An 11294-nucleotide genomic window follows, 5' to 3' on the forward strand; every position below is an offset into this window, starting at 1 on the left:
GGCCAGGACAGGGGAGGGGACGGGATGGGCGAGGGCCGCCGGGTGGAAGCAGGCGGCGCGGTGCTCCGGCGCGAGCGGCTCCAGCACCGGGCTGGCGGCGTTGCAGGCGGCGGCCGCCCGCGGGCAGCGGGGGGCGAAGGCGCAGCCGGGCGGCATGGCCCAGGGCTCCGGCACCGTGCCGGGAATGGCCAGCAGCGGCCGACGCGGCCCGTCCATCGGCGGCAGCGCGGCCAGCAGCCCCTGGGCATAGGGGTGGGCGGGGGCCTCGAACAGCCGGCTGGCAAGGTTCTCTTCGACGATGCGGCCGGCATACATGACGCAGACCCGCTCGCAGGTCTCGGCGACGACGCCGAGGTCGTGGCTGACCAGGACGAGAGCCATGTTGCTGTCGCGGCGGATCTCCTGCAGCAGCTCGAGGATCTGCGCCTGGATGGTGACGTCGAGCGCGGTGGTCGGCTCGTCGGCCACCAGCAGCTCCGGCTCGCCGGCCAGCGCCATGGCGATCATGACGCGCTGGTTCTGCCCGCCGGAGAGCTCATGCGGATAGGCCTGCAGCCGGCGCTCGGCATCCGGCATGCCGACGCGGTCGAGCAGGCGCTTGGCCTCGGCGCGGGCGGAAGACCCGTCCATGCCGCGATGCAGCCGCAGGCCCTCGGCGATCTGCCGGCCGATGCGGTGCACCGGGTTCAGGCTGCTGGCGGGGTCCTGGAAGATCATGGCGACCCGGCGGCCGCGCACGCGGTCCAGCGTGGCGGGCGGGGCGCCGATCAGCTCGGCGCCCCCCAGCGTCACGCTGCCGCCGACCCGCGCCTTGGCTGGCAGCAGGCCGAGGGCGGCGAGCCAGGTGACCGACTTGCCGCAGCCGCTCTCGCCGACCAGCGCCACGGCCTCGCCCCGGCCGATGGACAGGTCGACGCCGCGCAGCGCCGGCAGGCCATCGAAGCTGACCGAGAGGCCGCGGATCTCGACGAGCGGCTCGGCCATGCCTCAGCCCTTCCAGTTGCCGGCGCGGAAGTCCATCGCGAAGGCCGGCGCCGCCTTCCAGGCGATGTCGCGGCGCTTGGCGGTGAAGGTCGCGTTCTGGTGCAGCACGGTATAGGCGGGGTCCTCGCGCTCGCAGATCTCCAGCATGCGGCGGAAGGCGGCCTTGCGGCGCGGGCGGTCGGTGGAGGTCTCGAGCTCGACCGACAGCTTGGTCATCTCGTCGTTGCGCCACTCGCCGACCTGCTGCTGCTGGCCGTTCGGCCCGTGCTGGTTGACGATGGAGGAGACGGGGTCGTTGAAGGGGGCGCTGTTCGACCAGTCGCGGATGGCGCGGGTGTTGCTGCGCTCCAGGATCTGCGACCAGTTCTCCTTCATCTCGATCTGCACGTTCAGGCCGACCTGCTTCCACATCTCGACCAGGATCTGCGCCGTCGGCGTCTGGTTGGTGTAGTAGTTGTTGAGCAGGCGATAGGGGATCGGGTCGCCCTTGTAGTTGGCTTCCTTCAGCAGGCGCTGCGCTTCCGCCGGGTCGTACTTCGGCACTTCCCAGTCGGCGACGAACATGTCGCCGAAATAGTCCCACTGCAGGCCGCGCGGCACCACGGTGCGGCCGGCCCAGAGGCTGTCGACGATGGCCTGGCGGTCGATCGAATGGGTGAAGGCGCGGCGGACGCGCGGATCGACCAGCTGCGGGTGGTTCTTGTCGAAGCAGGTCAGGCGGTGGTTGAGGATGGTGCCGCCCTGCACCTCGAAGCGGCGGTCGCCCTCGATGCCCTCGATCTGGTCGGGCGGGATGTCGCAGGCGAACTGCACCTCGCCGGAGCGCAGCATGTTGATGCGCGCCGACACCTCGGGCACCTCGATGAAGCGGATCTGGCGCAGCGGCGGGCGGCCGCCCCAGTATTCGTCATGCGCGACCAGCGTCAGCGACTGATCGGCGCGGAACTCGGCGACCTTGTAGGGGCCGGTCAGGATCGGCTTGCGCGCCCAGTCGAACCAGGTCTCGCATTCGACATAGGCGCGCTTGCTGATGATCTGCGCGCCGTAGCGCGACAGGCGGCCTTCCAGCGTGACGTCGGGCGTCGCGTTGTGGAAGCGCACCGTGTACTTGTCGACCACCTCGATGCGCTGCAGCGCCGGGAAGGAACGGCGCGCCACGGCCGGCACTTCCGCCGGCAGGTCGCGGCCGGCCCGCGTCGGGATGCGGTCGCCGCTGATCTGGATGGTGCGGCCATTGGCCTCCGGCAGGGTGTCGCCGAACATCCGCTCCGGGCCGAAGGTGAAGGCCACGTCCTCGGCCGTCATCTCGTCGCCGTTGTGGAATTTCACGCCCTGGCGCAGCTTCAGCTCGATGGCGCTGTCGGACAGGCGCTTCCATTCGGTGGCCAGCTCCGGCACGGCCTTCAGCCCGCCGAGCCAGTCGCGGCCGATCAGCCCTTCCCACAGCGAGGAGAACAGCACGCGCTCACCGACGTTGGACTGCTCACGCAGGACTTCCAGCGTGTTGGAGTTGCTGATCTTCTGCACCGCGATGGCGATGCTGGGGCGGCGGTCGGCGCCGGCGGACTGCGCGATGGCGAAGCGGGGCAGGGCGGCGGCCGCGCCGAGCGCGCCGGCACCGAGCAGCAGGGAACGACGATGGGCGTGCATCAGCTGCGCTCCTCGAGGCCACGGGGGGTGGACCGGAAATGGGTCAGGGTGCGTTCGGCGTGGCGCATGCGGTGCGACAGCGCCTTCTGGGCATAGGTTGCGACGGTCGCGGCATGGGCGGGATCGGCGGCCAGGTTGGTGTACTGGTGCGGATCGGTCTTCAGGTCGAAGAGCAGCGGCGGCAGACCGGAGAAATGGACATACTTCCAGGCCTCGTCCTGCACGACGCAGAGCGAGCAGTCATCCTTGTCGAGGCCGAGCGCCGTCTCGGGCTGCGAGTAGTGGATATCACGGAAGTCGTATTCGTAGAACAAATGATCGCGCCAGCCTTCCGGCTTGCCCTGCTGCACCAGCGGCACCAGAGCGCGACCGTCGCAGGCGCGCGGCGTGGTGCCGCCCAGCCATTCCAGGATGGTCGGCAGCACGTCGACGCTTTCGGTGAAGGCGGCCTCGATGCGGCCGGCCGATTGCGGCGCCTCGGGGTCCTTGATCACCAGCGGAATGCGGAAGCTTTCGTCGTGATAGCCGATCTTGCCCAGCAGGTAGTGGTCGCCGAGCTGCTCGCCATGGTCCGAGGTGAAGATGATCATGGTGTCATCCCACTGCCCGGTCTGCTCCAGGTAGTCGAAGACTTTTCCGAGTGCGTCGTCGATCTCGGTCATCAGGCCCGCATAGGTGGCGCGCATCTGCCGGATGCTTTCCTCGGAAAGCTCCGTGGCCGCGCCGCCGGCGCCATGGAAGAAAGAGCCCTGGCTGATGCCGCGCAGATAGAAGTCGAGCAGCGGGTGCTGCCCAGCCTCGTCCTGCCAGTCAGGCTTGCGCACCGGCGCCGGCATGTCGGCCGGGCTGTACATCGTGTTGTAGGGCTCGGAGGCGATGAAGGGCGGATGCGGCCGCCAATAGCCAAGGTGCAGGAACCACGGCTTGTCGCCCTTGCCCTTCAGGTAGGTCAGGGCGCGTTCGGTGAAATACGCCGTGTCCGACAGCTCCGACGGAATGCGCGAGGGGCGGTCGGTGGCACCCGGGACCGAGTCCTCGCCCTCCGGCAGCCAGATATCCTCGCGGTTCTCGGGGAGGGAAAAACCCTTCTGCGCCAGCCAGCCGAAATAGCCGTCCATCGTCGGCTCGAAGGCGCCGACCGCGCGGAACCCTTCCATCAGGTCGCCCAGGATGGAGAAGCGCGGATCCTTGCCCGGATTGGCGCGCGGGTCCGGCGTCGTGGTGGTGTAGCCGATCAAAGCCGGGTCATAGCCGATCTGCCGCAGCGCCTTGGCCAGGTTCAGGTGGCGCGCATCCAGCGGAATGGTGTTCTGCACCGCCCGGTGGTTCATCAGGTACAGGCCGGTCAGCAGGCTGGCCCGCGCCGGGCCGCAGGGCACCGTGGTGGTCACGTGGTTGCGGAAGGTCACCCCCTCGCGGCACAGCCGGTCCAGGTTCGGGGTGCGCAGGAAATCCGCCCCCAGCACGGGCATGAAATCTGCCCGCCATTGATCGACCACGATCAGCAACACGTTCTTGCGGCGCGCCATGTCCAAGCCTGTCCCACCCGTTCGACGATGGGCGGAGCCTTAGGCCGCGGGCGCTGACAGACCGATGACAGCGGGGTTGCAGAATGATGACACCTGCCCGAGGATCGCCGCGGCGCGATTTCGCCGGGCGGCGGCTTGACGGAAGCACGCGGCTCCAGGACACAATGGCCGATAGCACGCGCCCAAGCGGGAGGATCACCCCATGCCGCATGACGGCCTCGACCATTCCGACCTGCATGTCGAGCCGCCGGCCGATGGCTGGAAGCATTCCGGCGTCCGCGTCATTCCGGCCGACAGCCTGGACACCAACACCGCCTCGACCCCCGGCATGAACCGGGCGGCCGCGATCAACGCCGCCCGCGTCGGCGCGCAGAAGATCTGGGCTGGCACGGTTCACATCCATGCCAAGGCCAAGACCGGCGCGCATCACCACGGCGCGCTGGAAAGCGTCATCTACGTGATCCGCGGCCGCGCCCGCATGCGCTGGGGCGAGAAGCTGGAATTCGTGGCCGAGGCCGGCCCCGGCGACTTCATCTACGTGCCCCCCTATGTGCCGCACCAGGAGATCAACGCCTCGGAGGAGGAGACGCTGGAATGCGTGCTCGTCCGCAGCGACAACGAGGCCGTCGTCGTCAACCTGGACATCGAGCCGGTGGAGAAGCCGGAGAACGTGCCCTGGATCGACCCGATCCATAAGGCGCCTTAGATGGATCGCGCGATCGCCTGAGGCGTCTTCGCCGAGGGCGTGAATCGCCCGATCGAACCAAAGAACGGTCGCAGGATACACGCGATCGAAGGTTGTAGAGGCCGCGCGCGCGCCACACATTTTCCGTATGACGCCGCGCATCACCACCCTGACCCTGAACCCCACCATCGACCTGGCCTGCCAGGCCGAGAAGGTGCATCCCGTCCGCAAGATCCGCACCACGGATGAACGCCAGGACCCTGGCGGCGGCGGCGTCAATGTCGCCCGCGTGGTGCAGGAGCTCGGCGGCGACACCGAGGCGCTGATCCTGGCCGGCGGCGTCACCGGCCATTTCCTGGTCGAGCTGCTGCAGGAGATCGGCCTGCCGCACCGCGCCATCCCCATCGCCGGCCGCACCCGCATCAGCCAGACCGTGCTGGACCGCAGCATCGGCGAGGAGTTCCGCTTCGTCCCCGAAGGCCCCGAGGTCACCGAGGCCGAATGGCGCGCCGCACTCGACGCGCTGGACCACCTGCCGGCGGGCGACTGGCTGGTCGCCAGCGGCAGCCTGCCGCGCGGCGTGCCCGAGGACTTCTATGCCCGCGTCGCCGCCATCGCCCGGGCCCGTGGGCTGCACCTGGTGCTGGACAGCTCGGGCCCGGCGCTGCGGGCCGGCATCGGCCAGGGGGTCGCGCTGATCAAGCCGAGCCAGGGCGAGTTCGAGTCCCTCGCCGGCCGGTCGCTGCGCGAGCCCGGCGCGCTGGAGGCCGCCGCCGCCGAGGCCGTCCGCCAGGGCGCCGCGAAGCTCATCGCCGTGACGCTCGGGCATGAGGGCGCCCTGCTGGCCTCGGACCAGGGCGTGCTGCGGCTGCCGGCCCTGCCGGTCATCGTGCGCGGCGCGGTCGGTGCCGGCGACAGCTTCGTCGCCGCCATGACCCTGGCCCTGTCGCGCGGCGCGGCGCCCGCCGACGCCTTCGCCTGGGGCATGGCCGCCGGCGCCGCCGCCGTCTCCAATCCCGGCACCGCGCATCCGACCCGGGCCGAGGTCGAGGGGTTGAGGCAACAACTCCAGCTGCCTGCGGCTGTTTGAATCTTACCGTTATCGCATCATGCGCGGAATTGTGTTATCCGGCGGCCCTTCGGCCTGGTCCTGATCCTCCCCTGCGGGCGGGCAGGCCGGGCCTTCGCCTATCCTGCCCCCCGACGGTCAAGGTCGCCGCTTGCGTCTCCTGAAGCTCCTGTTCCGGCGGGCCTGGCCCGGCCCGCGCCGCGCGGAGGCGATGCCGGTCATTCCCGCGGCGGAGCTGGCGCTGATGCGCGAGCGCGACCGGCTGCAATCCCTGCTGGACACCAATTCCGACTGGATCTGGGAGGTCGACGCCGCCGGCCGCTACACCTTCGTCTCCGCCCATGCGGAGCTGCTGCTGGGGTTCCCGCCGGAAGACATCCTGGGCCGCACCCCCTTCGACTTCATGCCGGCCGAGGAGGCCGAGCGCGTCGGCGCCCTCTTCGCCGGCATCGTCGCCCGCCGCGCGCCCTTCTCCGGCCTGCTCAACCGCAACCGCCGCGCCGATGGGCGGGAGGTGGTGCTGGAGACCAGCGGCATCCCGCTGGTTGGCGCCGATGGCCGGCTGACCGGCTATCGCGGCATCGACCGAGACGTCACCGAGCGCGAGGAGCGGGCCGGGCGCATCGCCTATCTGGCCCGGCACGACTCGCTGACCGGCCTGGCCAACCGCCCCGAATTCATGGCCCGGCTGGAGGCCTGCCTGGCGGCGTCCCGCCCGGCGGCGCTGCTGCTGCTCGACCTCGACTTCTTCAAGGAGGTCAATGACCAGCTCGGCCATGCCAGCGGCGACGCGCTGCTGCGGCGGGTGGCGGAGCGGATGCGCGCGGCCCTGGCGGCGGACTGCCTCTGCGCCCGGCTCGGCGGCGACGAATTCGCCATCCTGATGGAAGGCTTCGACGAGGCCGGCGCCCTGGCCGCCGCCCGCCGCCTGGCCGCCACCCTGTGCGAACCTTACCAGCTCGAGGCGCGGCAGGCGGTGATCGGCGTCAGCCTGGGGCTGGCGCTGGCCCCGCGCCATGCCGGCGGCGCCGAGGCCCTGCTGCGCTGCGCCGACCTCGCCCTCTACCGCGCCAAGGAAGAAGGCCGCGGCGACGTCTTCCTGTATGATTCCGGGCTCGAGGCGCGGCAGCGCGCCGATGAGGGCATGGAGGCGGCGCTGCGCCGGGCCCTGGCCGAGGGCGAGATCGACCTGCTCTACCAGCCGGTCTTCGCCGCCGAGGCGCGCCGCATGGCCGGCTGCTGCGCCGTGCCGCGCTGGCGCCACCCGCTGCAGGGGCCGGTCCCGCCCGACACCTTCCTGGCGCTGGCCGACCGCACCGGGCTGGTGCTGCCGCTGGGCGAGATGCTGCTGCGGCGCGCCTGCCTCGCCGCCCTGTCCTGGCCTTCCGGCTGGCGGCTGACCGTGCCGGTGACGCCGGTGCAGTTGCGCGACCCGGGCTTCGCCGGCATGGTGGCGCAGGTGCTGGCCGAGACCGGCCTGCCGCCGGCGCGGCTCGAGATCGCCGTCGGCGAGGCGACGCTGGGCCCGGCCCCGGCCGAGGTGCCGCGCGCCCTGCGCAAGCTGCGCGCCGCCGGCGTCGGCCTGGCGCTGGACCGCTTCGGCGAAGGCGCCACCTCGCTCGCCGCCTTCCAGCGCTTCCGCTTCGACCGGCTGCGCCTGGCGCCGATGCTGGTGCGCGATGTCGAGCGCGAGCCGGCGGCCAGCCTGGTCACCGCCATCGCGCTGCTCGGCCGGCGCCTGGGCCTCGGCGTCGGCGCCGTCGGCGTCGAGACCCCGGGCCAGCTGGCCGCGCTGCTGGCCGCCGGCTGCACCGACCTGCAGGGCCCGGCGCTCGCCGAGGCGGTGGAGGCGGCGGCGCTGCGCCCGCAGCCCTGGCCGCGGCCGGCGGCCACGATCGCGGCGCGCTAGGTTTTCCACCGCTTTCTGCCGGACGCTCCCTTGCGCGGGAGCGGTGCCAAAGCGTTAATCCGCGCCCCCGGCCCCGCCCCTTCGGCGACGGCCGGCACGGGAGGAAAAACCGATCATGCGCCCGCTGGCTCTCACCGGCCTCGGCGGCCTTGCTGCCGCCTTTTTGTCCGTCGTCACCCCCGCCGCCGCCCAGCAGGCCGATGCGGTGGCCGCCATCCGCGCCCGCGGCGCGCTGGTCTGCGGCGTCACCCCCTCCACCGTCGGCTTCGCCACCCCCGGCACCGATGGCCGCTTCCGCGGCATCGACGCTGACTATTGCCGCGCCATCGCGACCGCCGTGCTGGGCGACGCCGAGAAGGCGCGCATCGTGCCGACCACGACGCAGCAGCGCTTCACCCAGCTGCAGTCGGGCGACATCGACGTGCTGTCGCGCGTCACCACCTGGACGCTGGGCCGCGAGGCGGCGCTGGGCCTGGTCTTCGTCGGCACCAATGTCTTCGACGGCCAGGGCTTCATGGTGAAGAAGTCGCTCGGCATCGCCTCGGCCAAGGAGCTGAACGGCGCCACCATCTGCATGCAGCCCGGCTCGACCACCGAGCTCAATGCGGCCGACTGGTTCCGCGCCCAGGGCCTGACCATGACGCCGCTGCTGATCGAGGACATCGACGAGGTCCGCAAGGCTTTCTTCTCCGGCCGCTGCGACGCCTACAGCACCGATTCCACCACGCTGGCGGCGCTGCGCTACAACCAGGGCGCCAATGCCGACCAGTTCGTGGTGCTGCCCGAGCTGATCTCGAAGGAGCCGCTGAGCGTCGCCATCCGCAAGGGCGACTGGCGGTTTTCCGACATCGCCCGCTGGACGCATTTCGCGCTGCTGACGGCGGAGGAGCTCGGCCTGACGGCGGCCAATGTCGACCAGCAGGCGGCCAGCACCAACCCCGACGTGCAGCGCTTCATCGGCCGCAGCGGCGATCTGGGCAAGATGCTCGGGCTGGAGCCGGATTGGGCGGTGCGGGTGATCAAGGCCGTCGGCAACTACGGCGAGATCTGGGAGCGCAACCTGGGCCCGATCGGCATTCCGCGCGGCATGAACGCGCTGTGGAACAAGGGCGGCCTGCAATACGCGCCGCCGATGCGCTGAGCTGAGCGAAAGGGCGTCGGCGGGAAACTCAGCCGACGCCCAGCTTGCGGCGCAGCCGGGCCTTGGGGTCCGCCGCCGCCGCGGCGCGCAGCCGGTCCTGCAGCGCCTCGATATAATTCTCCCGCGTCCGCCGGATATGCCGGTCCAGAATATCCGCCAGGTCCTCGGCAGCCTCGCCGCCGAACAGCGCCACCATCCGCGCATGGTCGCCGAGCGAGCGCGCCGGCTCCCCCTGGCTCAGCACCGCCAGGTGGGTGCGCAGCGCCGAGACGCGGCCCAGGCACATGTCATAGGCCTGGGTCAGGTAGCGGTTGCCGCATTGCGCGAAGAAGGCCAGGTGGAAGGCCATGTCGGCCCGGCCATAGCGCTTCATGTCGTCCGCTGAAGCCGCCGCCCGCATCTCCGCCAGCGCCGCGGCCAGCGCCGCATGGGTCGCGGCCCGGGCCCGCTCGAAGGCCAGGCAGGCCGCCTTCACCTCCAGCATCGAGCGGTATTCGCAGAGCTCGACGATATCCGCCTCGCTCGGGCTGAAGACGAAGGTGCCCGACTTGGGCACCACGCTGACCAGCCCCTGGGTCTGCAGCAGCCGCAGCGCCTCGCGCACCGGGGTGCGGCTGACCCCGAAGGCGGCGGCGAGGGCGTCTTCCGACAGCGCCTCGCCCAGGTCGACATCGGCGGAGATGATGGCGCCGCGGATACGCTCGGCCAGCCGCGCGCCCAGCGAGGGCGCCCGCTTCGTCTGATCCGCCATCCGCTTCGCCTCCACCATCCCGGCCGCCGATCTAGCCGTCCCGTTGGCTAATCTAGCCGTCCCGGCGGGCCTTGAGCGAGAGGCAGATGAAGCAGCCGATCACCGGAAAGATCGACAGCGCCAGCAGGGCATAGGTGAAGCTGCCGGTGCTCTCGCGCACCCAGCCGACCATGGTCGGGCCGAAGAAGCCGCCCAGCTGGGCGAAGCCGTTGATGGCGGCCAGGCCGCCGGCGGCCGCGGCCCCGGTCAGGAACTGCGTCGGCAGGGTCCAGAACACGCCGAGCGTGGCCCAGAGCACGAAGGCGGCGCAGCAGAGCAGCCCCAGCCCGATCAGCGGCGTCGGCGCGAAGGCGCTGGCGGCCAGGAACAGCCCGCCGAACAGCCCGCTCAGCGCCGTGTGCCACTTGCGCTCGCCGGTGCGGTCGGAATTGCGGGCGATGACCAGCAGCCCGATGGCGGCGAAGATGAAGGGCACGGCCGAGACCAGGCCGGTCTGCAGGTTGGACAGCCCGCCGATGCTCTTGACGATCTGCGGCAGCCACAGCACCACGCCGTAGATGGCGATGCCGTTGCACATATAGACCAGGGTCAGCAGCCAGACCCGGCGGTCGCGGAAGATGGCGCGGAAATCCTCCATGCCATGGCCGGCGACGGCGCTCTGCTCGGCGCGCAGCTCGGCCACCAGCCAGTCGCGCTCGGCGGGGGTCAGCCAGTGGCGGTCCTGCTCCGGCCGGTCGACCAGGTAGAAGAAGGTGACGACGCCCAGGATGATGGCGGGCGCCCCCTCCAGCAGGAACATCCACTGCCAGCCGGACATGCCGGCGAAGTCATGCGTGCCGCTGATCAGCCAGCCCGACAGCGGCGCGCCGATCACCGAGGACAGCACGGTCGCCGTCATGAAGCCCGCGACCGCCCGCCCGCGCTCCTTGGCGGGAAACCAGTAGGTCAAATAGAGAAGAATCCCGGGCGCGAAGCCGGCCTCGGCGACGCCGAGCAGGAAGCGCAGGATGTAGAAGCTCCAGGGCCCGGCGGTGAAGGCCATGGCGCAGGAGATGATGCCCCAGGTCACCATGATCCGCGCGATCCAGATGCGCGGGCCGACCTTGTGCAGGATCAGGTTGCTCGGCACCTCGAAGGCCATGTAGCCGAGGAAGAAGATGCCCGCGCCGATGCCGAAGATGCGCGGCGTCAGCCCCAGCTCCTCGTTCATCTGCAGCGCCGCGAAGCCGACATTCACGCGGTCGAGGTAGTTGATGATGAACAGCACGAAGCAATACAGCACGATCCGCGTGGTGAGCTTCTTCATCGTGCGGTCGCGCAGGCCCGGCGGGGCCTCCGTCAGGGACACGGCAGTGGTGGACACGGTTTTCCTCCTCGCTGGCGCCACGGTCGGGCGTCGCGCGAGGGCAGGGGGCCGCTGGCCGCCAGCGGCCCGCACCATTCCAGGGATGTCCTCACGCGCGCCACCCTGTCCCGGGCAGCTTTGACGCGAAAGCTAGCCGGCTTGTTTTTAGAACACAAGCACATGTATCCTAGATAAAACCAACACCGATGGAGGAAGCCCCGTGACCCACCC

Annotated in this window: 9 protein-coding genes; 4 read left to right on the forward strand and 5 right to left on the reverse strand. The window is 70.7% G+C overall.

Features of this window, described 5'->3' with window-relative positions; all coding sequences use genetic code 11:
* From GVN67_RS25350 to pehA, 3 genes are all read right to left on the reverse strand, one after another.
* Window positions 1-984: ABC transporter ATP-binding protein (locus GVN67_RS25350; protein WP_160000103.1), on the reverse strand; the 984-nt coding region annotated here is incomplete at its 3' end.
* 3 nt (window positions 985-987) lie between these two features.
* Complete coding sequence (locus tag GVN67_RS25355; RefSeq protein WP_200845390.1) at window positions 988-2634, reverse strand: ABC transporter substrate-binding protein; 1647 nt, start codon at window positions 2632-2634, stop codon at window positions 988-990.
* Window positions 2634-4163: a phosphoric/sulfuric ester hydrolase PehA gene (gene pehA, locus GVN67_RS25360; RefSeq protein WP_160000104.1), complete on the reverse strand. Its 1530-nt coding sequence runs from the start codon at window positions 4161-4163 to the stop codon at window positions 2634-2636. Before pehA ends, GVN67_RS25355 begins: the two co-directional genes overlap by 1 nt.
* Window positions 4164-4365: 202 nt before the next feature.
* On the opposite strand from pehA, the gene GVN67_RS25365 reads away from it, so the two are divergent.
* The 4 genes from GVN67_RS25365 to GVN67_RS25380 all read left to right on the forward strand — a co-directional run bounded on the left by GVN67_RS25365 (window position 4366) and on the right by GVN67_RS25380 (window position 8967).
* Window positions 4366-4869: a cupin domain-containing protein gene (locus GVN67_RS25365; RefSeq protein ID WP_160000105.1), complete on the forward strand. Its 504-nt coding sequence runs from the start codon at window positions 4366-4368 to the stop codon at window positions 4867-4869.
* 127 nt (window positions 4870-4996) lie between these two features.
* Window positions 4997-5938 carry a 1-phosphofructokinase family hexose kinase gene (locus GVN67_RS25370; protein WP_160000106.1) on the forward strand — a complete coding sequence of 314 codons (942 nt, stop codon included), beginning with the start codon at window positions 4997-4999 and terminating at the stop codon, window positions 5936-5938.
* Window positions 5939-6128: 190 nt separating this feature from the next.
* Window positions 6129-7826, forward strand: coding sequence for a bifunctional diguanylate cyclase/phosphodiesterase (locus tag GVN67_RS25375; protein WP_160000107.1), 1698 nt, complete (start codon window positions 6129-6131; stop codon window positions 7824-7826).
* 115 nt (window positions 7827-7941) lie between these two features.
* Window positions 7942-8967 (forward strand): amino acid ABC transporter substrate-binding protein, encoded by a 1026-nt coding sequence (locus GVN67_RS25380; RefSeq protein ID WP_160000108.1) that lies wholly within the window; start codon window positions 7942-7944, stop codon window positions 8965-8967.
* A gap of 28 nt (window positions 8968-8995) precedes the next feature.
* Here GVN67_RS25380 and GVN67_RS25385 read toward each other — a convergent pair whose 3' ends face one another.
* Both GVN67_RS25385 and GVN67_RS25390 read right to left on the reverse strand, forming a co-directional pair.
* Window positions 8996-9718 carry a GntR family transcriptional regulator gene (locus GVN67_RS25385; protein ID WP_160000109.1) on the reverse strand — a complete coding sequence of 241 codons (723 nt, stop codon included), beginning with the start codon at window positions 9716-9718 and terminating at the stop codon, window positions 8996-8998.
* Between the two features lie 52 nt (window positions 9719-9770).
* Entirely contained in the window at window positions 9771-11081 is a 1311-nt protein-coding gene (locus GVN67_RS25390; protein ID WP_200845391.1) for an MFS transporter, read from the reverse strand.
* Window positions 11082-11294: the final 213 nt, after the last annotated feature.

It is taken from the genome of Roseomonas sp. 18066, assembly GCF_902706185.1.
Taxonomy (GTDB): domain Bacteria; phylum Pseudomonadota; class Alphaproteobacteria; order Acetobacterales; family Acetobacteraceae; genus Pseudoroseomonas.

Coding starts and splice junctions, on each gene's coding strand:
- GVN67_RS25355 (WP_200845390.1), bottom strand. CDS start 2,634: ATGCACGCCCATCGTCGTTCCCTGCTGCTCGGTGCCGGCGCGCTCGGC.
- pehA (WP_160000104.1), bottom strand. CDS start 4,163: ATGGCGCGCCGCAAGAACGTGTTGCTGATCGTGGTCGATCAATGGCGG.
- GVN67_RS25365 (WP_160000105.1), top strand. CDS start 4,366: ATGCCGCATGACGGCCTCGACCATTCCGACCTGCATGTCGAGCCGCCG.
- GVN67_RS25370 (WP_160000106.1), top strand. CDS start 4,997: ATGACGCCGCGCATCACCACCCTGACCCTGAACCCCACCATCGACCTG.
- GVN67_RS25375 (WP_160000107.1), top strand. CDS start 6,129: ATGCCGGTCATTCCCGCGGCGGAGCTGGCGCTGATGCGCGAGCGCGAC.
- GVN67_RS25380 (WP_160000108.1), top strand. CDS start 7,942: ATGCGCCCGCTGGCTCTCACCGGCCTCGGCGGCCTTGCTGCCGCCTTT.
- GVN67_RS25385 (WP_160000109.1), bottom strand. CDS start 9,718: ATGGCGGATCAGACGAAGCGGGCGCCCTCGCTGGGCGCGCGGCTGGCC.